Origin of the sequence: Bizionia sp. (genome assembly GCF_048259285.1) — a bacterium.
GTDB lineage: Bacteria > Bacteroidota > Bacteroidia > Flavobacteriales > Flavobacteriaceae > Algorimicrobium > Algorimicrobium hallyeonense.
Genome location: NZ_JBLXHU010000004.1, coordinates 92347 through 117370 on the forward strand (window position 1 = coordinate 92347; position 25024 = coordinate 117370).

General features: G+C 32.2%; 22 protein-coding genes and 1 tRNA gene. 14 read left to right on the top strand and 9 right to left on the bottom strand.

What is annotated here, in order from left to right:
- Positions 1-23 precede the first annotated feature (23 nt).
- The 11 genes from ACN0QX_RS03170 (at position 24) to ACN0QX_RS03220 (ending at position 9160) form a co-directional block, all read left to right on the top strand.
- On the top strand, positions 24-1100 hold the full coding sequence (locus tag ACN0QX_RS03170) for an ABC transporter permease (RefSeq protein ID WP_248400599.1): 1077 nt from the start codon (positions 24-26) through the stop codon (positions 1098-1100).
- A 111-nt stretch (positions 1101-1211) separates the two neighbouring features.
- On the top strand, positions 1212-1961 hold the full coding sequence (tpiA, locus tag ACN0QX_RS03175; RefSeq protein WP_417195502.1) for a triose-phosphate isomerase: 750 nt from the start codon (positions 1212-1214) through the stop codon (positions 1959-1961).
- A gap of 10 nt (positions 1962-1971) precedes the next feature.
- On the top strand, positions 1972-2811 hold the full coding sequence (gene prmA, locus ACN0QX_RS03180) for a 50S ribosomal protein L11 methyltransferase (RefSeq protein WP_417195504.1): 840 nt from the start codon (positions 1972-1974) through the stop codon (positions 2809-2811).
- 44 nt (positions 2812-2855) lie between these two features.
- The gene (locus ACN0QX_RS03185; protein WP_248398318.1) at positions 2856-3131 is read left to right on the top strand and encodes an ATP-dependent Clp protease adaptor ClpS; all 276 of its coding nucleotides are present in this window, start codon (positions 2856-2858) and stop codon (positions 3129-3131) included.
- A 352-nt stretch (positions 3132-3483) separates the two neighbouring features.
- Positions 3484-3882, top strand: coding sequence for a hypothetical protein (locus ACN0QX_RS03190; RefSeq protein WP_417195505.1), 399 nt, complete (start codon positions 3484-3486; stop codon positions 3880-3882).
- 414 nt (positions 3883-4296) lie between these two features.
- A complete protein-coding gene (locus tag ACN0QX_RS03195; protein WP_417195507.1) occupies positions 4297-5556 on the top strand; it encodes a tyrosine-type recombinase/integrase in 1260 nt (419 codons plus the stop codon).
- Between the two features lie 10 nt (positions 5557-5566).
- Complete coding sequence (locus ACN0QX_RS03200) at positions 5567-6712, top strand: hypothetical protein (RefSeq protein ID WP_417195509.1); 1146 nt, start codon at positions 5567-5569, stop codon at positions 6710-6712.
- A gap of 109 nt (positions 6713-6821) precedes the next feature.
- Positions 6822-7166, top strand: coding sequence for a helix-turn-helix domain-containing protein (locus tag ACN0QX_RS03205; protein WP_417195511.1), 345 nt, complete (start codon positions 6822-6824; stop codon positions 7164-7166).
- Positions 7167-7237: 71 nt separating this feature from the next.
- Complete coding sequence (locus ACN0QX_RS03210; RefSeq protein ID WP_417195513.1) at positions 7238-7639, top strand: hypothetical protein; 402 nt, start codon at positions 7238-7240, stop codon at positions 7637-7639.
- Between the two features lie 4 nt (positions 7640-7643).
- A complete protein-coding gene (locus tag ACN0QX_RS03215; RefSeq protein ID WP_417195515.1) occupies positions 7644-7961 on the top strand; it encodes a hypothetical protein in 318 nt (105 codons plus the stop codon).
- Between the two features lie 2 nt (positions 7962-7963).
- On the top strand, positions 7964-9160 hold the full coding sequence (locus ACN0QX_RS03220) for a primase-helicase family protein (protein ID WP_417195517.1): 1197 nt from the start codon (positions 7964-7966) through the stop codon (positions 9158-9160).
- 193 nt (positions 9161-9353) lie between these two features.
- Here the strand turns inward: ACN0QX_RS03220 and ACN0QX_RS03225 are convergent, their stop codons facing one another.
- From ACN0QX_RS03225 to ACN0QX_RS03250, 6 genes are all read right to left on the bottom strand, one after another.
- Positions 9354-10259 (bottom strand): DUF5655 domain-containing protein, encoded by a 906-nt coding sequence (locus ACN0QX_RS03225; RefSeq protein ID WP_417195518.1) that lies wholly within the window; start codon positions 10257-10259, stop codon positions 9354-9356.
- 119 nt (positions 10260-10378) lie between these two features.
- A complete protein-coding gene (locus ACN0QX_RS03230) occupies positions 10379-11587 on the bottom strand; it encodes a GIY-YIG nuclease family protein (protein ID WP_417195520.1) in 1209 nt (402 codons plus the stop codon).
- Positions 11580-13631 (bottom strand): DEAD/DEAH box helicase, encoded by a 2052-nt coding sequence (locus ACN0QX_RS03235; protein ID WP_417195522.1) that lies wholly within the window; start codon positions 13629-13631, stop codon positions 11580-11582. Before ACN0QX_RS03235 ends, ACN0QX_RS03230 begins: the two co-directional genes overlap by 8 nt.
- A 5-nt stretch (positions 13632-13636) precedes the next feature.
- Complete coding sequence (locus tag ACN0QX_RS03240; RefSeq protein ID WP_417195523.1) at positions 13637-16381, bottom strand: class I SAM-dependent DNA methyltransferase; 2745 nt, start codon at positions 16379-16381, stop codon at positions 13637-13639.
- A gap of 495 nt (positions 16382-16876) precedes the next feature.
- Positions 16877-16950, bottom strand: a tRNA-Arg gene (locus tag ACN0QX_RS03245).
- Between the two features lie 56 nt (positions 16951-17006).
- A complete protein-coding gene (locus ACN0QX_RS03250) occupies positions 17007-17159 on the bottom strand; it encodes an SsrA-binding protein (RefSeq protein WP_066253112.1) in 153 nt (50 codons plus the stop codon).
- A gap of 109 nt (positions 17160-17268) precedes the next feature.
- On the opposite strand from ACN0QX_RS03250, the gene ACN0QX_RS03255 reads away from it, so the two are divergent.
- Positions 17269-19233 (top strand): endonuclease, encoded by a 1965-nt coding sequence (locus ACN0QX_RS03255; protein ID WP_417195525.1) that lies wholly within the window; start codon positions 17269-17271, stop codon positions 19231-19233.
- A 72-nt stretch (positions 19234-19305) separates the two neighbouring features.
- Here ACN0QX_RS03255 and ACN0QX_RS03260 read toward each other — a convergent pair whose 3' ends face one another.
- From ACN0QX_RS03260 to ACN0QX_RS03270, 3 genes are read right to left on the bottom strand one after another with little or no spacing between them, the layout of a single operon-like run.
- Positions 19306-19623 carry a hypothetical protein gene (locus ACN0QX_RS03260; RefSeq protein ID WP_248398355.1) on the bottom strand — a complete coding sequence of 106 codons (318 nt, stop codon included), beginning with the start codon at positions 19621-19623 and terminating at the stop codon, positions 19306-19308.
- 26 nt (positions 19624-19649) lie between these two features.
- On the bottom strand, positions 19650-21143 hold the full coding sequence (locus ACN0QX_RS03265; RefSeq protein ID WP_417195528.1) for a M56 family metallopeptidase: 1494 nt from the start codon (positions 21141-21143) through the stop codon (positions 19650-19652).
- A gap of 2 nt (positions 21144-21145) precedes the next feature.
- On the bottom strand, positions 21146-21505 hold the full coding sequence (locus ACN0QX_RS03270; protein ID WP_248398362.1) for a BlaI/MecI/CopY family transcriptional regulator: 360 nt from the start codon (positions 21503-21505) through the stop codon (positions 21146-21148).
- Between the two features lie 194 nt (positions 21506-21699).
- On the opposite strand from ACN0QX_RS03270, the gene ACN0QX_RS03275 reads away from it, so the two are divergent.
- Both ACN0QX_RS03275 and ACN0QX_RS03280 read left to right on the top strand, forming a co-directional pair.
- On the top strand, positions 21700-22659 hold the full coding sequence (locus ACN0QX_RS03275) for a calcium/sodium antiporter (RefSeq protein WP_248398364.1): 960 nt from the start codon (positions 21700-21702) through the stop codon (positions 22657-22659).
- A gap of 123 nt (positions 22660-22782) precedes the next feature.
- Positions 22783-24969: a glutamine synthetase III gene (locus ACN0QX_RS03280; protein WP_248398366.1), complete on the top strand. Its 2187-nt coding sequence runs from the start codon at positions 22783-22785 to the stop codon at positions 24967-24969.
- Positions 24970-25024 lie beyond the last annotated feature (55 nt).

A 25024-nucleotide genomic window follows, 5' to 3' on the forward strand; every position in this document is an offset into this window, starting at 1 on the left:
TAATAAAATAAAGAGATTTAATTCTGATAAGCTACCTATTACATAAAATCATGTATGCATTACTGACGCTTTTCGGGGTGGTAACAGTTATATTTTTATTGTTTAATGTATTGCCTGGTGATCCCGCTAAAATGATGCTAGGTCAAAACCAATCAGCTGAACAGGTAGAAGCCGTCCGTCAGAAATACGGTTTTGATAAACCCAAAACCACTCAATATTTTTATTACCTTAACGATTTATTGCCTATATCATTTCACGCTAAAAATGAAGCGGATTATACCTTTTTAAAACCCGGAAAGTATGCAGCAACGCCTTTGTTTTCTGTTGGCAATACAACAATCGTTTTAAAACTTCCCTATTTACGGGAATCCTTTACCAAGCAAGGTAAACGCGTCTCTGAAGTGATTGGAGAAACCTTACCAAATACAGCTATATTGGCCGTATCCGCCATAACTATTGCTTTGTTTTTAGGGCTTATTCTTGGTGTGGTTTCGGCTATTTACAAGGATACATGGTTGGATAAAGGCATTCAAATTGTGAGTACCGTAGGAATGAGTGTGCCTTCATTTTTTAGTGCTATTCTATTCGCTTGGTTTTTCGGATTCGTATTACATAAATATACCAAATTGGAAATGACAGGCAGTCTTTATGAATTAGATGATTATGGACAAGCCATGCATATTCAATGGAAAAATTTAATACTTCCAGCTATAGTTTTGGGAATTCGGCCGTTAGCAGTGGTTATTCAGCTCATGCGAAATTCACTGTTGGAGGTGTATAATCAAGATTTTATTCGCACAGCAAGAGCAAAAGGCTTAAGCGAATATCAAATTATTAGAAAACATGCCGTTAAAAATGCCTTGAATCCTGTAGTTACCGCCATTTCTGGATGGTTTGCATCTATGTTGGCTGGTGCTGTTTTTGTAGAATATATTTTTGGTTGGAATGGTCTCGGTAAAGAAATTGTAAATGCTTTAAATACACTGGACTTGCCGGTTATAATGGGTTCTGTATTGATAATTGCGGTAATCTTCATAATTATCAATATTTTTGTCGATATTATTTATACGTGGTTGGATCCAAAAGTAGCGTTGGAATAGAATCCCTGTGAAAACAAGAACTTTATAAAATCATGCTTAAACTAAAGTCAAGCAGCACCCCAGTCAAATATATTATTTAAAAGAAGCATAATGCATTAAAAAAATAGGAATATGAGAAAACAAATAGTTGCCGGAAATTGGAAAATGAATAATGATTTGTCGCAAACCGAATTGTTAATTACCAATTTAAAAAGACAGGTAAAAACCTCTGAAGCAGAAATGATGATAGCACCATCCTTTACCAATTTATGGTCTGCTTTTGAATCGCTTCGGGAATATGATGTTGAAGTTGTTGCTCAAAACATGCACTTTGCAGAAAGTGGTGCCTATACAGGAGAGGTAAGTGCGGGTATGTTGAAAAGCGTTGGTATACAAACGGTAATTTTAGGCCATAGTGAGCGTCGTGCGTATTTTAATGAAACCGATGATTTATTAGCTAAAAAAGTTGATGCTGCTTTAAAAAATGATATGCGTGTAATTTTTTGTTTCGGGGAAGAATTAGCAGATAGAAAGTCTAATAATCATGAAACGGTTGTTGAAAACCAAATCAAGAATGGGCTGTTTCATTTGGAAGCAGATGCTTTTAAAACTATTGTCTTAGCTTACGAACCCGTTTGGGCAATAGGAACTGGCGAAACCGCTAGTCCGGAACAAGCACAGGATATGCATGCATTTATCAGAAAAACTTTAACCAATAAATATGGACAAAGCGTAGCGGAATCAGTTTCCATATTATACGGTGGAAGCGTGAAACCTAATAATGCGCAGGAAATATTTTCCAAACCAGATGTAGATGGTGGCCTCATTGGTGGAGCAGCATTGAATGCCGACGATTTTATGGCTATTGTTAATGCATTTTAAGTAAAAATATATGTCAAATACAATTTATATAGGTTACGATTTTACCGTAACCCCATTGCAACCAGCTGTTGAAATTTTAATAGCCGAACTAGGCTATGCCGGTTTTGAGAGTTTTGTGGAAACAGAAACAGGCGTTACGGCTTACATTCAGAAAGACGAATGGCGAAGCGATATTTTAGAAGATATTCAAATTTTAGATTCCGATGAATTTGAAATAACATTCGAATTCAACGAAATAGAACAAGTAAATTGGAATGCCGAATGGGAGCGAAATTTCAATCCAATTATTGTGGATGATGTCTGTGCAGTTCGTGCCCCTTTCCATGAAAAGTTCGATACGAAATACGATATTATTATCGAACCCAAAATGAGTTTTGGAACAGGACATCATGAAACCACCCACATGATGATTCAGCATATTCTTAAAAATGATTTTACGGATAAAACCGTTTTAGATATGGGCTGTGGAACTGGTGTTTTGGCTATTTTAGCCGAAATGAAAGGCGCCAAAAAACTGGAAGCTATAGATATTGACAACTGGTGTTATTTAAATAGTGTGGAAAATGTGGAGCGTAACAACTGCCATAAAATTTCCGTATACGAAGGCGATGTTAGCTTGCTTAAAAATAAAGCTTACGATATAATTATTGCGAATATCAATAGAAACATATTGCTTCAGGACATTCCAGAATATGCTACTTGCCTAAATGCGAAAGGTTTGTTATTTTTAAGTGGATTTTATTTTGATGATATTCCGGTCATTGAAGAACTTTGTAATAAAATGAACCTTAAACGCGTTGATACATTACAACGTAACGATTGGGTTGCTTTAAAATTCGAAAAAGAATAACCGTTAATTGAAGCTGGCTTCAAATAACGATAAATTTAAAAATTATGAGTACCAAAGAACAAACATTAGAAGATGTTCTCCTTAAAGAAGAGGTTTTAAAGGAAAACGAAATTATTCTTTATAATGATGATGTTAATACCTTTGATCACGTTATAAATACTTTAATTTACGCCTGTGATCATACAGCCGAACAAGCCGAACAATGTTCTATTTTAGTGCATTATAAAGGACAGTGCACGGTAAAAACAGGTTCTTATAAAGAGCTAGAACCACGATGCTCAATGCTTTTAGAAGCAGGTTTGAGTGCGGAGTTAATTTAAAAAAGGTACCCAAATTTATTTGGGTACCTCATTTAAGGAAATCCACTTGATTAAGTGTTAATCCTCCGATTAATAGCATAATAAATATCAAAAATAATTAGCTAAAAAACTATGATTTTTATCAGTATTCAAAATGTTTCTTGGTAGTTATTAAGTCTTCTTTTATTTTCTTCAATCACAATAACGGAACGTTTTGGTCATTTTTCGGTAGGCCATAAGCGGTTTTTCAAAAAGAAAAGGCTTTACAAATAGAAGTTATTGTAGGTGTTTTTTTTTTAATGTATCCAAACTGATTTATATCATATATAAAACCGTTTTAAAGCTTTAAATTTAAAGATAAAGACCTTTGTTTATGAATATCAATCAAATAAGAAATTTAGAATTTTTTCAAAACCTTGGAAAGTTGTTTTATGCTGTAGCTTTTGCCGATAAAAACATCGTTAAAGAAGAGTTTGGTACTTTAGTTTCATGTTTAGATGATTCGAGCTTCAGTCATATTTTTTTAGAAACAGAATTTAAATACCACGTTATATCAATATTTAATACATTGTATTTAGAACAAAGCGATGCACAAAAGTGCTTTGATGAATTTTTAGATTATAAAAAGCAGAATAATAACCTATTCTCAAAACCTATCAATGAAGCTATATTAAAAATGGCGAGTAAACTAGCCGCTAGTTTTTCTGGTCAAAACAAATCCGAGCTTATTATGCTTGCAAATTTGAGTATTGAATTAAAAAAAGGGAACTAATAAATTCGGTATTTAACTTTAAAATTGATTTGAATACTTAAAACATGGATTATACGGTGTAATGGTTTCAAATTCAGAAGTGTATTAAAAAAAATTAAGTTTTTTAAATTGCTGCGCATTAATGAAGCTCCGCTCAAAACATGCTTAAAACAAAAAAAACGCTCAAGCTAGCTTGGCGTTTTTTTTCTTATTTAAGTAATTTTCGTGACCTCGACTGGATTCAAACCAGTAACCTCTTGAGCCGTAATCAAGTATATAGCTATTTGTTAGTTACTCAAAATATAGCTGATTATTGATATTATATAGCATTAACGTGGTTTTTGCTGTTATGTGTTAATATCTATTATATGTTTAGTAATGTATTTTTTCTGCAAATATTCTGCAAATGTTTATATTTGCAGAAACGGTATTACTATGAACAAAAAAATAGATGACTATAAAATTTCGATTAAGCTAGATGTCAGAAGGAAAAAAGCTAATAAAACTTATCCTGTTAAATTGCGAGTATATGGAAAGCAGACAAAAAAAGAAAAATGGTATTCTTTAGATGTTGACTTAACCGAAGATAAATTTGAAACTATTTGGGTAAACGGTAATAGTAATAAGTTACGTGGTTCTAATAAAGAGGTTTATACAAAGCTTCAAGCTTATCTATCAAGAGCAGAAAATGAAGCAAGGGAAATGACTGTTTTTGATTTTGATAAATTTGAAACTAAATTTTTCCGTAAATCGTCAGATAAAAATAATGTGAAGTATCATTTTGATCTTGTGATTAGCAAAAACATGAAAAATGATAAAATTGGAACAGCTGAAAGTTATAAATACACTTTTAATTCTTTGGCTGAATTTAGCAAGACTAAAAAGAAATGTCAAGGTGAAAAGCTAACTTTTAATCATATTACTGTTGATTGGTTAAAAGATTATGAGAAAACGATGCTACTGCAAGGTAAAAGTATAACCACTATTGGGATTTACACACGAACATTAAGAGTGATCTTTAATAATGCCATTGATGAAGGCGATATAATTAATGATATTTACCCTTTTGGCAAGAAGAAATATAGCATACCTAAATCCAAGAAGGTAAAAAAGGCTTTAAACTCAACGCAGCTTAAAACGTTATTTAATGCTAAAGCTGAAAACGATAATGAACAACTGGCTAAAGATTTTTGGTTTTTTAGTTATTCATGCAACGGTATGAATTTTAAAGATATGGCTTTGTTGAAATATTCAGACATAAAAAAAGACAGATTCTCATATTTTAGGGCAAAAACATTTGACAAGACTGCCGAAAAAACTGAAATAATAATATATTTGACCGACTTCACGAATGGTATTATATCCCGATACGGTAATAAAATTAAAAATGATTTTGTTTTTAACATCATATCTAAAAATGATACAAGTGAAACGCAATACAAGAAAATTAAAAACTTCACACGCTTGGTTAACGACCACTTAAAGAGACTAGCTAAAAGAAACAATTTACCAAGCGATATTTCGACGTACTGGGCAAGACATTCGTTCGCTACTAATTCAATGCGTAAAGGTGTTAGTATAGAGTTTATAAGTGAAGCCTTAAATCATAGTGATTTAAGTGTAACTAAAAATTATCTTGACGGCTTTGAAGATGAAGCCAAAAAGGAATTTGCTAACTCAATAATGGATTTTTAAATATACAATAATGCTAAAAAAATTAGATAATCGTTATAGTTATTCAGAAGTAGAGGTTAAGAGCTTTTTAGATGAACTTTATCAAGCCTATGAAGCTGGTGTTATAAAGGATGCAGATATAGATATACAGCTCGAAAAGTTTGTTGATGCACTTAAAGAGTATTTAGGAAGCGAGATGTTGTACAAAGAACGAATAAATTCTATTTTCATAAAATTACACATGTCAATTCCAAATGAAGTGAAAGAAGAATGTAATGTTTGTCGTATGGATCGTAATCTTTCAGATGAAATTATATGTAGAAAATATTTTGAAGAAGCCTACGACGAGATTGTTGCGAAAGTTGTTCCATATGTTGTCTATGTAGAAAATAATAGACACACATTTAATTCAAAAGACTTACTGCTTTCAGCGACCAATGAATTTTTTGAGCATTTTGAAGCTAAAAATGGTAAGTTGGATTTTTACGCTGATAAATTTGATAAGATAATGTTGACCAATTCTTTAATGATTCTGCGGGATTCTCTACTTGAGTTGGATACCAGCACTGCAATACAGGAAATTAATAAGCTTATTGAAGAATTGCAAACCCACAAGGTTATTGCGCAATCTACAGATAGGGTATTATATAATCATGTTAAACCTCAAATAAAATTCCTAAAAAAACAATTGAAATATTATGAGAAAAGGCTATTAACAGAATCTTTAATAGATAGATCCAATGATGAGCCTGATATAGATGATGTTTTAGAATTGAACAATAATATAATTGATCCTAAACCCTTTTTAACGGGGAATAATGTTTTTTGTGCGTCAATGCCTTTGGATATACCTATAGAGCATTTCAAAATACTTACAATCAGCAAAAGCAAAAATGGTAAACCGTATTTAACCAAAGGTGAATTTGAAATTTTTATTCAAAGAGCCTTTTTAGGTGTAGATAATTTAGAAAAACTAAAATTTAATCAAGCACCGAAAGGGGAGAAGTTTAAAATACAATATTTATTTAGACAGTTTTATGAAAACAATTGTTTTGAGTATTTCGGGACTGGGCAAACACAAGATCTTTTTATTAAACTTTTGACTAAAAATTTCACGGGATGGCATTTTAAAAATGTGAAAAATAATTTCAAAACAAAGCCAAAATCACTTATATAATTACCTAACTTACTTTTGTTATTACCTCACTTACCTTTGTTATTACCTTTTATTAATAGCTATTGAAATACCTTTTAACTTAGTACCTGTAAAACTCAAAACAAGTACTATGAAAACATTAAAATTTGAAAATCTGCCTAACGCAGTCGCTGAACTTATAAAAGGTCAAAGCGAATTAAGAGCCTTACTTCTTCAAAAGGCAACTCTAGAACCCGAAATGGAAGTGCCAATCCAAGTGGATGGTGTTATGCCTATTACGGGTTTTTCTAAACCCACAATTTACGGATATGTTCAACGGAACGAAATACCTTTTCATAAGAAAGGTAACCGCTTGTATTTTTTCAAATCTGAAATAATAGACTGGATAAAACAGGGCAAGCAAAAAACTATTAAAGAAGTTGAAACTGACGTCGATACTTTATTGTCTAACAAAGGAAAAAGATTAAGAAAATGAGAAATTTAAGAATTAAATCATTCACGAAATCAATTTTATTAATCGTTAGTCTAACGTTAAATTAACGCACAATGGATAGATATACATACGATTGTAAATATTGTGGTGCTAAATATACCCCAAAAAGAAGGTTCAAACAGAAATACTGTAGTAATAGTTGTAGAGTAAATGCTTTCAATAAACGAAAACAGACTGAACAGAGTTTACCCGATAAAGAAAAGACACAAAAGGATTCTGCAAAAAAGGGAATGAGTTGGTCTGGAATCGGTGATGCTGCTGTAGGAACTTTAGCAACCAATTTAGCTACCAGTTTATTTACAAAAGAAGAGAATAAACCTGCGACCAAAGGGGATATTCAGAAACTTTTAAACGGTGGTATTAATAATTTGATACTTGTGAAAAACATACCAGTAAGGATGGATGGAACAAGAACCTATTTTGATACTATTAAACAAATACTAATTTATAAATAGAGAAATGAAAAACATAAAAACATACCAGCCAGATGGCTTAAGTATACTGGAAGACATCCGAAGAGACTTGTTAAGTGCATGTTCACATGCTGATAATTCTTTATCGCCACGAATATTGCATAATTTAATGTCTAAAATAAATATAGCAATAGAAGTAATTAATTATCAACCAAGATTACCGCTACATCAAATTGAAGAGCGCATAAAAGAAATATGTAAGAATGATAAAACGACTCATGGCGTGACCTGCAATTTTCTCTTTACCACTAAATATGGGAATATCGATTACTCAAAGTTGTCTGTTTTAAATGTAAATGTGTAAATATGGAAGAAAAATACTTGAGAATAGGCACAGCGTATTATAAAGACGTGAAAATGCCATTAAATAGTCAGGACACTATGAAAATGTTAGTGCCATGGTCTAAAAATGAAATAGCAACGGATCATGGAAGAGACTTTGTAAAAGATATTGTAAAGTATGATGGTTTTTGCTTAATACCATCCCACACCAATTACCAACCAGTTATTAATGGTTTTTACAATAGATATGAAAAATTAGATCATAAAATTGCTAAAGGAAGTTTCGTAGAAACTGAAAAATTTCTAAAACACATTTTTGGAGAACAATATGAAATCGGTTTGGACTACTTATCCATATTATGGCATAATCCAACGCAAATATTGCCTGTATTATGTTTAGTAAGTAACGAACGTAATACGGGTAAAACAACTTTTATTAACTGGTTGAAGTTCATATTTCAAAATAATATGACCATCAATAATAATGAGGATTTTAGAAGTCGGTTTAATTCCGATTGGGCTTCAAAATTAATTATTGCAGTAGATGAAGTGTTACTCGATAAAAGAGAGGATAGTGAACGGTTAAAAAACCTTTCTACAGCTAAAACCTATAAAAGTGAAGCGAAAGGGAAGGATAAGATAGAAGGTAACTTTTTTGGTAAGTTTATACTGTGTTCAAACAATGAAGAAAATTTTGTTTATATAGATAATTCTGAAACCAGATATTGGGTGCGAAAAATTATACCATTTGATTTATCTCAAGATAATCCAAACCTTTTGGAGTCATTAAAAGAAGAGATACCGCATTTCCTTAATTTTATTAATAGTCGTAAAATTTCGTGTCCTAGAAAAACAAGAATGTGGTTCACCAAAGAGCAAATTTATACTCAAGCTTTAGAGGTGTTGATGAATGGGAATAAAACTTTTGTTAACAGGGAGTTGGAACAAATCCTTTCTGATGAATTTTTGCAATTCGATACCGAAGAGTTGAAATATTCCGTAGGTGATTTAGTTGATAAACTGGGAAAACATAATATTAGAACCAGTTCGTTTAAAATATCTGAACTAATAAGAAGCTTATATAAAATAGAGCCCAAAAACAGTACGTATATAAAATATCATATTTCGTATTCTGTTCAAAATAAGCCTATTGTGGAAGAAACGAATCATAAAGGGCGTCATTACACCTTTACAAAAGGAATGTTTGAAAATTTAAGTTGATTCGTTGACTAATTGCTATAATGCCATGCTAGCTGGCGTTTATAGTAAAAACATCAACTCAACATGTTTGCAACATCTCTAACTTTGTAATTGTTGACACCTTGTTTCTTAATTGTTTTAGGCAAAAATCCTTACAGGGTTGTGTCTGTGAAAAATGTAGCAACAAGCAACAAAAATTTTGTGTGTATTAGTATTATATAGCTTGTTTAATCAAGTATAAAATATATTCTAAATTATCAGTGTTAGTTATTACTAATTCATAATCCCCATTTCCCCAATGACCAGTGTTTGATACGTCACGCATAAGGTTTTTAGGGTCTTCTAGTTTGCCTTTTTGTAGATTTATAAATAGTTTTAATCCTTTCTTTAGGGTTACAATATCCGCTATGTTTTTATCCTTTTTAAAAGCTATATATAGTTTTTTAGGTTCTAACTCAATATCATCTGCTAAAGCTAAAATAGCATCTTTATATGTTTCATAAAGCTCTCTTACTTTATCAGGATAGCTATCTAAATGAAATTCTTCGGTATATATTTTTATCTCTTTAGTTACTGCCTGTAATTGTGTATTGCTTGATGTAATAGGTTTAATGCTTTCAGCTGACTTACTTTTCTTTATTTGATTTACACTAATTAAATTGTTTTCATAACGTTTTACTTCCCATAACTCAATAGCTATATCTTTAAAATTTGTTGCTGTTCTTTGATTTTCTGTAAAACCTGTTGAAACAAAAACTACTCTTGTTTGACTCCAATCTATATCTGTACGTTTTAAATTCTGCTTTAGGGTTTCATTATACTCAACAATAAAATCTGCCTTATTTTCAAGCATTAAACTCAAATATGTGAAGCCTTGATCTACTACGCTAATATTTTTATTTCTTTTATATTCAATGATAATGAACGCCTTTGACTGTGTATCGTAAGCTAAAGTATCTATACGTTTATTCTTAATGGAAAATTCAGATTTTACCAATTGCAAATGCATTAACTCATTTAAATTATTTTCAAAAAGTGTTTGTATTTCTCTTTCTAGTTTAAACGGTTTCTCTTTTAGAACACTAATCGATTCCTTTGATTTTAAGTTGTATAAATGCATATGTTTTAAATAAAAGTCTTTTTAAGTTTACTTACAGTCGCTCTGTTATATCATTAGTTTCTTTAATGAATAATTGACCTAACTATTTTATAGTCCTTCTAGTATTAATTTGAGGAGTTTTAGAATTTTTTTAAGCTTGCAGATTTAACATCATAATAATAATCTTCAATTGTACCGTCTTTTATTTTTTCTACAACTTCATCGATTATAAATATTGGAACTAAAAACCATTCTTTTGGGTTTACTGGCTTACCAAAACGGTCTTTAATATCAATATCTAACTTTGCGTTTTTAAAGAAAGATTGTATTAGATTTTCTAATTTATGACGTTTGATATTTGCTAATTTATAAGTTGCAATAACCTCAACATCTGCCATTAAAAAAGTAGGGTCGTTCTTTGCATTTACTATACGCTTATTAATATCATTTCCTGTAACCCCAATTTTATGAAACACGTCTCTATTTTCAATAATCAAAGGATTGTTAGAATTTGACCTTAAAACATAAATAATACCACTTTCTAAATCATCACTTTCTAATTCATCTGAAAACAAAGGACCCAAACCTGGTGTTGTTACAAAACGACTTGTTTCATCCTTATACATTGCTCTTATAAGTGAACGCTGTAATAAATCGTTTTCTGTACCATTATTGTAAATTACTCTTAAACGCGCATCTTCTTCGCCGTTTGGTGCTTGAAAAATTTCACCTTTATCTGCAATATAAGCCATTTGCCCTCTTATAATTACAAATAGCTTTTCTTGAATTAAGGTTTTTGTAAAACCAGAATCCTTTCTAAAACGGACAGTTTCTCTAAAGCCGTTCTCTATTTCTTTTTTTGTCTTTTCAAATAGTGGCTTAAACTTCTCAAAATCTTCACAAATGGTTCTATTTGCAAATTCTTCAACAGCTCTTTTTTCTGCTCTCGTTTTAACGTGCTTAAGATTAGTTATTGAATTTTCTTCATCTTCAACACCTAGAAGATTTAATAATTCATCATCATCAATATCACTTGGAATATCAATTGTATTTTTTATTTCTCCAGTTAATATGTTCTGATTATCAAACTCTTTAAGCAAATCTACAAACTCTTGCTTCTCTTTAATTTTTTCTAATCTAACAGCATATAATCTTTCAAAAATATCATTTTCTTCTCCGTGACGTGGTAAACGATTATGTTCATCAACAAATTTTTGAATTTCTTCAAAACCTGCAATAACACGCTCTTCTAAAGCTGTAAAAGTAGTTTTCTTTTTTACTTCTACCTCTACACCTAAAGCTGATAATAACTCATCGTCTTCTGCTGTAAATTTATCTTTTTTAGCCATTTTGTTCTTCTGATTTTTTTCTAGCTAAATATGCAATACCTTGTGCCATAAGTTTCTCATAAGGGTCAGCAGATTTAATATCTGGCAATCTTCCCCTTTCATTCTTAAACAATAAAGCTCTTTTTGCTAGGTCTCGAGCTTTCTCTATTGACATATTCGGACTTCTAGCTGATATTACCTCTGCCATTGCTTTTAAGCTTTTTTCTGTCATTGCTTTTGAAAGGATTGAGTATGCTTCACTAAAAGGATTTATGCTATCTATCCAATCTACATCTAACTCTCTAACGTCCATTGCAAATTTTCTAATACCATCAATTAAAGCTGTGTTAGCTTTAATATTATCATTCCCTTCATTATTTATAGATTGTTTCGCCATTTGAGTAATATTAAGAGCTGCTATAGCGTGCTGTCTAATAGCCTCAATATCTTCATCATCAATTTCTGGATACTTATCTTTAATAATCTTACCCAAACGTACTTGAGTTAATTCTTGTGGTACTAATTCTTCATCAAACAACCCTCTACCAATTGAATCTTTATCTTGTGCAAAAGCTGCAATTACCTCATTTAAATCTTCTTTACATATACGTTTAGCATCTTCACTTTCTGGCATCGCTAAACCTTTAATTTCAACTTGAAATTCGCCTTTTTCTTCGTTAAAACCTATATTTTCCTTATTAGGGTCATAACCACCTTCACCGTAATCAAATCCTTCTTGCTCTTTACTTTGTGGATTTTTAGGTGTGAAATTGAATTTTGGTGCTAAAACCTGTTCCATTAATAAACTCGCTGAAATAGCTTTTAGCGTATCATTTACAGCATCTGTTACAGAATCTTCTGAAGCATCTACCTCTGCTATTAAATTAGTGAATCTTGCTTGTGTTTTATTTGGGGCGTCACGAGTTGCTCTACCTATAATTTGAACAATTTCTGTTAAACTAGAACGATACCCTATTGTTAAAGCGTGTTCGCACCAAATCCAATCAAAACCCTCTTTTGCCATCCCTAATGCAATAATAATATCTACGTGGTCTTGATTTGTTTTAATTTCTGGCATCTTTAGTGCTGCTTGTACTAAAGGACGTTTTGATGGGTCATCATCAACCAAATCAGCAATCTTAATAATTTTACCAGACCTTGTCTTTATTCTATGGAAACCTGTTGTAGCATCCACACCTAACCATTCTCCTAATTCCTCAATTATATGCTCTACTTCTTTTATCTTGTCACCCATACTTTCTCTAGAATTAACATTAGGAATATGAATGATTGTTTTTTCTTGTGGATTTAGCACTTTTAAAAGGTCATCAGCATAAGCTCCACTATAAAAATAATAGCCAATATTTAAGGTTTTTAAATGCTCATAACCACTTAATTGCTCATAATATGTGTATGTGACTGGCTCAAATTTTAATTCATCATCTGGCATTAAAACAGGGTTGGCATCGCCTCTAAAATAAGAGCCGGTCATTGCTACAATATGAACTTTATCTCTTTCTATAAAATCTTTAAGTTGAGAACCTAATACATTATTATCATTAGCACTAACGTGATGAAACTCGTCTATTGCAATTAATCTATCATCAAAAATTTCAACACCAAAACGTTCTACTGCAAATCGAAATGTAGCGTGCGTACATACTAAAACTTTATCTTCACTTTCAAGAAAAGCTTTAACTGAATTTACTTTGCCGCCATCTTCTCCTGGTGAATTACATAAATTCCATTTTGGTGTCACTACCCAATCATAATAATAACCATATTTAGATAATGGCTCGTTATTAAAACTAGAACCAATAGATTTTTCTGGAACTGCAATAATAGCTTGTTTAACACCCTGATTATTTAGTTTGTCTAAAGCTATAAACATTAAAGCTCTACTTTTACCAGATGCGGGTGGTGATTTAATTAATAAATATTGTTCACCACGTTTTTCATATGCTAACTCTTGCATAGCACGCATCCCTAACTCATTAGAGGTAACTGAACTACCGTTATTATTATAGTTTACTGTAATTGTAGGTATATTTTTTTCTTTACTCATTCTTATTATTTTTTGGCAGTCATTTTAGTGTAGAGTTCAAATAGTTTTTCTAAACGCTCGGTATCATTTTTAAATTTTCGACCTATATAAATACGCTCTAAAACTTCATCATTACGTTCGTGAGCTAATCTCAAATCTTTAGGCATTTTTTCTGGGACGTACAAGTCCGCTATTGTTGCAGGGAAATGACGTTCTCTTGCTATTAATATTTCTTCTGCTGTTGTAGTTAAATCTTCTTTATTCTTTTGAGTTAATGTTGGTAAAGGAAATGTATTCCATCCCAAAGTATTTGAATAGGAAAATCTCATTTCTAAACGAACGCAAACAGTTCCAATCCAAATTAAGTGTAAACGAGAAGCAATTAAAGCCATATTCCAAAGAGGTGCATCATACATAGCAAATGCCTTATTGTGAATAATTGCATCCGAAGCTTTTAAATTAACAGGTAGGTAATCTCGATTTTCTGAACTAACTATAGGTATTACTAATAATTCTTTTTCAGCAACGTGCTGATCACGAAAACGATGAGGATAATCTATCAATTTTTGAGCCTGTTTATCCTTTGTTTTAGATGCTCTTGCTTTCCTTACCTGTTCAATTCTTTGTTTTAATATATCGTTTTTATATGCTAACTCTTTTTCATCATCACTCAACCAAATACAATATCTCGGTCTATCAGTTATACATTCTCTTGAACCATATAATGGCCGTATAAAATTATTATTAATAGATTTTTTGAACTTAAGATTTCTAGCTTCAACAGAATCTAACATTAGTTCATTTGCATAATACGGATGATTCCCAAATTGCATTGGAAACTTATCATCATTCGGTTTATTGGCTTTTGAAATAAATAAATTATCTCCAGGAACCAAATATGCATTTATATTATCAACTTCCTTTGCTTCAATCTCTTCCTTTGCATTAATAGAATACAAAGTCCTTTTTTTCGATTTCTTGGTAAGACCAATTATTGAAACTGTTACACCAGCATTGTAGCTTGCAAGATTTGACCATTTAAAAGATTGATACGCAAATGAAACATTTACATTTTCAGCAAATATAACTGACCACAGTGCTGAAACTTGTATGCCTTGACAAACTGAATTAGTACTTACAAACGCTGCATCAGAATTAGTTAAATTCATATAGTCTACAGCTTTCATAAACCAACCTGAAACATAATCAAGAGATAAAGTATCTTTTGACCTATTACCAAATATTTTTTTTAATTCTCTTTTTTGTTCATCAGTTTGTTTTTTCCTACCTATATATGGGGGATTACCACATATATAAGTTTCACCACCTTCATTATCAAATCCTATTTCTGCTTGATTTTGAGGTGTTGAAAACAAATCATCGCCTTGCAATTTTACTGCTGTACCTTTTGAATTACAAACTGTGAGCCAATTAAGCATTAATGCATTACCTTTAACAATCCAGTTTTGAGCATCTAAAGGTAGAAATTCTGCAAGTGCAAGTCTTTGCCCCCTATACAACACATCACATTGGTACTCTGCAATAATTAAAGCTAAACGAGCTACTTCTGCTGAAAAATCTTTTAATTCAATACCTCTAAAGTTCGTTAATGGTATTTCACTTGCTTTATTAATTTCACCTCGTTTAATGTTAATCTCATTTTCTATTTTACGCATTTCTTTATACGCAATTACAAGGAAATTACCTGAACCACAAGCAGGGTCAAATACTCGTATGTGTGCCATACGATTACGTAGATTGAGTAATTTACGACTGTTGTCTTCTGCTTTTTCTAGTTGCTCTCGTAAATCATCTAAAAATAAAGGATTTAATACCTTTAAAATATTTGGAACGGATGTATAATGCATACCTAATGAACCACGTTCATCTTCGTCTGCTACAGCTTGTATCATTGACCCGAATATATCTGGGTTAATTTGCTTCCAGTCTAAACTACCTACGTGTAATAAATAAGAACGTGCTATTTTAGTAAACTTCGGTACTTCTGTAGAGCCAGAAAATAACTCGCCGTTTACGTAAGGAAATTTTTTACCCCAAACTTTGATATTTTCTTTTTCACGATTTTCGAGCTTTGTATCCATTGCTCTAAAAATCTCACTTATGACTTCGTGTGTATTTGAAGCATCTGGGTCACTTATTTTTTGGATGGTATCTGTAAATAGATTATCGTCTTTAAAAATATCTGTATCCTCTGCAAAAAAGCAAAAAATTAATCTTGCCAAAAAGTGATTCATATCTGGACGACGTTCAATTGTTGCCCAATCTGGATTGTGTTGTAATAACTCTACATAAAGTTTATTTAAACGACTTGTAGCTTTAATATCAAACGCGCTTTCACGTATTTGTTTTACTGTTGTAATATTTGCTAGTGAAAGGAAAAAACCGAAATAATTATGAAAGTCTTTGTACTCACAAACTACTGTTTCACCTGTTATTATGTTTTCGGCTTGAAAATCTAAACCATCTGTAGCTAGGATAAATTCTACTTTACTCTTTTGTGTAGATGGACTATTACGTAGTGTCTCTAAAGATTCTGTTACTTTCCCTTTTTTACTAGTAAGTATATGGATATTATTACGCTGTAGAATTGCACCCGCAACATCTGTTTTATTTGAAGTACCACTACGTAACTTTTTAATAGTCGTACTTTTATTACCAAAAGCCTCTAAAAAAGAAAAAGGAAATTCCTCTGCTTCAAAAGGCTTTAATGCCAATTCCGATACTGCTTCTTCTATTTCTACTGCGTTCATCTATGTTTTACTATAACTCTAATTTTAACCCATAAAAATATAAATATAAATTGATTAACCATTGAGGTTTTCCATATAATACAATAAACGTTTAGTTAAATACTTCAAGCCTTTAGTTGTATAGAACTGTTCTAGGTTATTAAAAAAAAAATTAAAGCTATTCAATGACTTTACTTTAAGCTCGATATTCTGCTCCTTTTTTAGCAACAAAAATTTCCATTTTACTGATTTTAAGTTTAAACTTTTTAGATTACGGGTTGTAAACGTAGATAAAGTAAGTATAATTTTATTTAGATAGTAAGAAGGGAAGAGGTAACAAGGTTTTAAGATAGTCTTAAAAATTAATATTTATATCGCGCACTTTGAATGTTCTGATTAATTGAGAAAGCGAATCTAGTCTTGAAATAAATATTTAGCAGTCTAAAATTCTGCAAATTTTCTGCAAATGAAAATAAAAAAAGAGCTTCAATTGCTTGAAACCCTTATAAACATTAGTGACCTCGACTGGATTCAAACCAGTAACCTCTTGAGCCGTAATCAAGTGCGCTATTCAGTTGCGCCACGAGGCCGTTTTTGTGGGTGCAAATATATTCGTTTTTATATTATATGCCAAATAAAATGTCAATTAATCTAAAGCATTTTTTGTTACATATAATTTCCAGCCAAAAATTGCCATTTGAAATTTGCTGGCTTTACTTAAATCCAAACGTTGTTTCGTGAAACTTGGTAGGATGGCTTTGTTTAATTTAGCTAAAAATTTAAAGATTTGTTTTTTCATAGGTGGCCAAAAAAATAGTATCTGTTCAAGATGTTAAATTTAAGAATTTAATAATCTATATAATAATTTATCCTAAAGTAGTTGCTTACATTTGCAAAAACCCTTTTTTATGAGATATAATTTACTTTTTGTTTTATTCATTTTTATTGGACTCCAATCCTTTGGTCAAATTGTTATTAATGAACTGGATTGTGATACGCCAGGTATTGATGATCAAGAGTTTTTAGAACTTAAATCGGATACGCCAAATTTTGATCTAGATGGTTATGTAGTTGTTTTTTTTAACGGTTCTAGTTCCGGAAACAACTCGAGTTATTTTACAGTCGATTTAGATGGTTATACAACAGATGAAAATGGCTTGTTACTTATAGGTAGTGATACTGTAACACCTTTTCCGCAACTTTTAATTGCGGCAAATACCATTCAAAATGGGCCAGATGCCGTTGCCATTTATCTAGGAAGTGATTTTGATTTTCCCGAAGAAACGGTAGCAACTATTGATAATCTAATTGATGTGCTAATTTATGACACATCAGATGCAGATGATGTGGATATGATTGCCATCTTTAGTGCCCACCCAAATTTTACGGATATTCAACAAATTAATGAAGGTCCTGGAAATAATACCAATTCCATTCAGCGAAATAATGATGGAACCTACACATCAACAACACCTACACCTCGTGCTTTAAATGATGGTAGTGGAATAATTTTTAATAGTATTGCCATTTCAACTGATGCAGAACAGTATCAGGAAACCGATGCTATAACAATCACGTTTACAGCTCAAACCAATGTAACAGCAGATGCAACCTTTTCTTTTTCTATGGATAATGGCGGATTTAATGCGGCAGATTTTACAGGAAACACTACCGTAACCATTCCTAACGGACAAAATACGGTTTCAACAATTATAACATTAATTGATGATGCTGTGGACGAAGGTGATGAAGAGCCTATTATTAAATTTGTAAACTTACCGTCACCTTATATTCCATTTAATAATTTTATAAAATTGCGGGTTGTGGATAACGACTTCACCCAAGCTAATTTTGGAACACCCTTAAATTCTACTTATGGAAACGTTACAAGTACACAACCTAGCGGTTATTATGATAGTTTGGATAATTTATCTGATGTTAATTTAAAACAAGCCTTACAAGACATTATTGCAGATCCTTCTGTCGTACGTGCTCAAACATATACAGATGTTATTGATATTTTAAAAGAAGCCGATCAGAATCCTGAAAATAGTAATGAAGTGTGGTTGGTATATTTAGAACAAGGACGTGCTAAATTGGATTATCAATTAAATTCAGTTAGTACGGGTAAATGGAATCGTGAGCACACATTTCCAAGATCTAGAGCTGGTTATTACAGTATTGAAGAAGACGAAATAGCAGACGGAAAGGACATTTTTTGGACCACTGAAGCCGATTCATTACGTCATGGAAATTCTGATGCACATGCATTACGTGCGGCAGATGGACCTGAAAATAGCTCAAGAGGTAATCAGTTTTATGGCCAATATACTGGACCTACAGGAACATTAGGAGGTTTTAAAGGTGATGTAGCGCGTGGCGTATTTTATTTAGCCATACGTTATAACGGATTGGATATTGTAAATGGTTACCCGGATGGAAACGTGGGACAATTTGGCGATTTACAAACCCTTTTAGAGTGGCATAGAAATGATCCGCCTGACGATTTTGAAATGAATAGAAATAATATAATTTATACCTGGCAATATAACAGAAATCCGTTTATAGATCAGCCAGATTTAGTAGAGTATCTTTGGGGAGATAATGTAGGTGAAGCATGGGTTCAACCTTTGAGTATTGATGAAAAAACCCTGGATTCCATTGTGATTTATCCAAATCCAACGTCTGGACGTGTATATGTAAAAGGACTGAATAATCGTGCTAATGCAACCGTTTATTCTATAGAAGGGAGAGCGTTATTCACCAAAGAAATTACTAATTCGTATATAGATTTAAACTTGTCAAGTGGTATGTATCTATTACAAATTACTTCTGATAATAAAACAACCACCAAAAAAATTATGGTGAATTAATTATAAAATCAAGCAAAAACACAAAGCCCAAACAGTACATGTTTGGGCTTTTTTATGCTTGTATAAAACTGGTTATTTCTGATTTTTGGTCGTAACAATTATAGCGCCATGCTTGCCTTTTTCGCCATATTTGGCCTTTGCCATGTCTGGTTTTAAAACATTTACGTTTTTAATATTATCGGGTTTAATAGCTTGCATGTCATTCCTAGTAGATAATTTTCCGTTAATAAGTATTAATACCGTTTCGGGAATCTCCATAAGTTTCGTGTCTGTTTCTCCTGTCGAAATAACAATAACACCATCCTTACCTTTATCACCATATTTTTTCAGTTGATCCTTATTTGTAATAACATTGGTTTTAATAATAGTATTTGGATCAATTTGCTCCATTTCTTCGGGGGTTATTTCCTTGTTATTTAAGAGAATGAGAGGTTTCGTTTCAGTCGTAAAGGGATTGTTTTTATGGGGATTGGAATCCTTGATTTCAAAGGTGGTTTTCCTTCAAAAATAATAACCCCGTCTTTTCCTGCTTCACCATAGCGTTTTAAACCTTCGGTTTTGTTTATGGCTGTTATACGTTCAGAAATAGTATAATTTTCATGTTTTAGGTCTTCTTTTTTATATGGTTTCCCATTTATAATATAAAGTGGATTTTCACCTAACCCTTGGTCTTCTTGAATAACTTTTTCTGTTCCTAATTGGGTGGCAGCGGTTTTTCCAAAGGTAATCCGGTCTTTACTCACTCGCGTTATTTCATCATCAGAAAATTGAAACAAAATATCTTGTTTGTTTTCGGTTAGTCTTAAGGAAAATGGCTTAATGGTTTCTTGTTTATCATTTTTAACCGTTACCCGTTTGGCATATTTGGTTCCTGCTTCATGTTTTGTTTTAATGGTGATTTCCCGAATGGTGTTATCCGCATTTCTGGAAACATTACTAAACTTTAATCTTACGTTTTTATTAGAAAAATGGGATTCAATTTTAGCGAGCTCCACGGTGGTAGACTTTTCGGTAACCCTAAATACTTGGGATGAGTTTTGAGTTTCAATGGAAGCTTTAGAAATATAAACCTCTTTCGTGTTGAAACTCATAAAAAATAAGGCCAAAGCAGGAATTACTAAAGCGTATTTCCATGCGTTTACAGTGTTCGATTTTGATGTGTGTAACATAACGATTCGTTTTTTGATTAATGAATTATAAAAATTATTCGCCATCACCAATTGATGAGTTGGTATGCTTGCCTTTAATAAAAGACGCTGATAGCTTTGTTTGCAATCGGTTTCCGACTGTATATGTTTGTCTGCAATAAATTCTAAATTTTGCTGAAGTGCTTTTTTGTAAAACCAAACGAGCGGATTAAACCAAAATGCAATACACGTAAGCTGGGAAATAATTACATCTATAGAATGCCATTGCTTAACATGAATGCGTTCATGATTTAAAATGAGTTGTAGTTCGTCATTATTAAATGACTTGGAATTAAAGACAATTCTATTAAAAAATGAAAATGGGGCAATTGTATCTTCTGTTTCTATATAATGAATACCTGCTATTTGTTTCGAAGACTTATTCCGTATTAATTTGAAAAGTGACAGGAGATTCAAGATGAATTTTCCGAAGAAAAACAAAACACCTATACTATAAGCCCAGAAAAATATGCTTTTTATACTAAAGTTTTCAGGTACAATTTGTTCCGTAATAGGCATGTTTGGAACTAATATGGAATTGAAATTTTGTGGAGCAACCTCTACATAAATGGGAATTACCAATAAAGGAAATAATATAGCTATAATTTGACCGCTTAATAGAAACCAGCGGTTAGAATTAAAGAAGGTTTCCCGTTGTAAAAACAAAGTGTAACCAAAGTAGAATAGTGCTAATACAGCGGATACTTTTAATAGGTATTCCATGATTATTTGTTTTTCTCAATTAACGCAATTATTTCTTTCAGCTCATCCACGCTTATTTTTTCCTCTTGGGCAAAAAATGAAACCACGTTTTTATAAGAGCTATTAAAATAGTTGTCAATAGCTGTATTCATGAATTTCTTTTTGTACTGCTCTTTGGTTACAATAGGGAAGTACTCGTGCGTTTTTCCATACGCTTTGTAGCTAACATATCCTTTGTCTTCCAAATTTCTAATAATAGTAGAAAGGGTGTTATAATGTGGTTTTTCTGTTTCTATCGCGGCTAACACGTCTTTTACAAAGGCTTTTTTAAGCGTCCATAAAATGTGCATAATCTCTTCTTCCTTATTTGTTAATTTTTGCATTGACAGTTATTTAAGTTTACGCAGTAATGGAAATGTATTATTGATGCATTCAAATGTATAACTATTTTTATAGTTATACAACTGTAAATATAGTTATTTAACGAATTTTTTAGTTTTGATTATAAAATCATAGGAAATAGTATCTTCGCACCTCAATATATCAGAAATAAAAAGCTGTTTAAATTAAAGTAAGAATGAGTATAGTTTGGATGCTATTAGGTTTAGTGTTATTAGTAGTTGGTGGTGAGTTTTTAGTTAGATCTTCGGTGGCACTTTCCTTTAAATTTAATATTTCAAAATTAGTAATAGGTATGACGGTTGTGTCTTTTGCAACTTCAGCTCCTGAATTATTAGTTAGTTTACAAGCTGCTTTAGATGGCTCACCTGATATTGCACTCGGAAATGTTATTGGTTCCAACATAGCAAATATTGGCCTTGTATTAGGTATTACTGCCTTTATTTCACCTTTAACTATAGATAAGGATTTCTATAAATTAAATTGGCCTATGATGATGCTCCTTTCCATAGCATTATATTTTATGTTAAGGAGTGGATTAATCTTAGACTTTAAAGAAGGTTTAGCTTTAATGGTTTCGCTTATCCTATTTTTATTTGTTTTAATACGTCGCTCTAGAAAGTCATCGGATATTGCGGCAGAAACAGATGAAGTGGACGAAACCTTACAAACCACCTCCAATTTTAAGGTAATTGTATGGTTGCTTATTGGAGGTGTAGCTTTATACTTTGGTAGTGAATGGTTAGTAGCTGGCGCTAAAGATATGGCATTCAGTTTGGGTGTTAGTGAACGCGTTATTTCTGTAACCATGGTAGCTATTGGTACCAGTGTGCCAGAATTAGCAGCATCTGTTATAGCAGCTATGAAAAAGGAAAAAGCTATTTCTTTAGGGAATTTAATTGGGTCTAATATATTTAATATTGCTTCTGTTTTAGGGTTAACAGCTATGATCCATCCAATACCTGTTAATAATCCTAATATATTAAGTCAAGATATCTTTTGGATGTTAGGATTTGCTGCTATACTTATACCGTTAGCATTTCTGCCAAAACGACTATCATTAGGTCGCTATAAAGGCGCCTTGCTTTTAGGGTCATATATACTTTTTGTGTATTTAGCGTTTATGGGAGGTAACTAGAAGGGTTAAGATTGATTAAAGTTGTTTTATTTTATCTTAACCCCCTAAAAAAATAGGGGTCAATATTGTTTTTTAAAAAAAAAGTTTACTTTTGTACTCTAATTATTTTAAAAAACCACACACATGTCCACATTAAGATTTTATGCTATTAAGGAAACGTTGAACCGTAAGCCTATTAAAATTGATGAAAATGAACGGCGTTCCGCTATTTTTGGAGCTAACGTTTTTAATGAAGACACCATGCGTCAATATCTAACAAAAGAAGCGTTTGTTAGTGTTATGGATGCCATGCAAAACGGATCTAAAATTGACCGTCATGTTGCCGACCATATTTCTACAGGTATGAAAGAATGGGCTATTTCCAAAGGTGCTACACATTATACGCATTGGTTTCAGCCATTAACAGGAACAACAGCCGAAAAGCATGATGCTTTCTTTGAGCCTATTGGTAATGGTCGTGCTATTGAAAAATTTGGTGGTGGACAATTAGTGCAGCAAGAACCAGATGCTTCTAGTTTTCCAAATGGTGGCATTAGAAATACATTTGAAGCACGTGGTTATACAGCTTGGGATCCTACATCACCCGCTTTTATTTACGGAACTACCTTATGTATTCCAACCGTTTTTGTAGCGTATACCGGAGAAGCTTTAGATTATAAAACACCTTTATTAAGAGCTTTACAAGCGGTGGATGCAGCAGCTGTAGATGTGTGTAAATATTTTGATAAAAATGTTAAAAAAGTAAATGCATCTCTTGGTTGGGAGCAAGAATACTTTTTAGTTGATAGTGCTTTAGCAGCTTCAAGACCTGATATCGTTTTAACCGGTCGTACTATGCTTGGGCATTCGCCAGCCAAAGGACAGCAGTTGGATGATCATTATTTTGGAACCATTCCAACTCGTGCTATGCAATTCATGAGAGATTTAGAAACCGAATGTATGTTATTGGGTATTCCTGCAAAAACACGACATAATGAGGTAGCGCCAAATCAATTTGAGCTGGCACCTGTTTTTGATGAAGCTAATTTAGCCGTAGATCATAACTCCTTATTAATGGACTTAATGCATAAAGTAGGGGAGCGCCACAACTTTAAAGTGCTTTTTCACGAAAAACCATACAAAGGTGTTAATGGTTCCGGAAAGCATAATAATTGGAGTTTAACTACTGATACAGGTGTTAATCTTTTTCAGCCTGGAAAAACACCTATGAGTAATTTGCAGTTCTTAACCTTCTTTATCAATGCTATTAAAGCAGTTAACGATCATGAGGAAATAATTCGCGCCGCTATCGCATCAGCTAGTAATGATCATCGCTTAGGAGCAAATGAAGCGCCTCCAGCCATTGTTTCTGTATTTATAGGCGAACAGTTAACAAACGTATTAAGCGAGCTACAAAACGTGACGAACGGCAAATTGTCACCAGAAGAAAAAACTGATTTAAAACTAAACGTGGTTGGTAAAATCCCTGAAATTTTATTGGATAATACGGATAGAAATAGAACATCATCCTTTGCGTTTACAGGTAATAAATTTGAGTTTAGAGCTGTTGGTTCCAAAGCTAATTGTGCAAACCCAATGACCGTTTTAAACACTATTATGGCTAGGCAATTAATAGACTTTAAAACAGAGGTTGATGCATTAATAAAGAAAGAAAGTCTTAAAAAGGATGAAGCTATTTTTAACGTACTGCGAGAATATATTAAATTATCTCAAAACGTATTGTTTGAAGGAAATGGCTATGGTGAAGAATGGGAAATTGAAGCTAAAAGACGTGGGTTAAGTAACCATAAAACAACACCAGAAGCATTAAAAGCTAAAATATCAGAAAAAGCAATAAAGCTTTTTGAGGATTTAGGGGTTATGAATCGTGTTGAGTCTGAAGCGCGTTACGAAATAGAAATGGAAGATTACGTTATGCGTATTCAAATTGAAGGACGTGTTTTAGGAGATATTGCTCGAAATCATATTGTTCCTGTTGCAGTGCGATACCAGAATATCTTAATTGAAAACGTAAAAGGCTTGAAGGAAATATATGGTAAAGACTTTAAGAAATTTGGACAAGAACAGTTAAATTTAATTGAAGATATTTCTGAACACATTGCATCCATTAATTCCGATGTAACGCTTATGATTAATGAGCGTAAAATAGCCAACAAAATTGGTGAAATTGATAAAAAAGCGGATGCCTATTGCAATAAAGTGAAACCTATTTTTGATGATATTAGATATCATTGTGATAAGCTTGAATTATTGGTTGATGATGAAATTTGGCCTTTGACAAAATACCGCGAATTATTGTTTACTAAATAACAATAAAATCATGCTAATATGCTCTAAACGCCTTACTTATGTAGGGCGTTTTGCA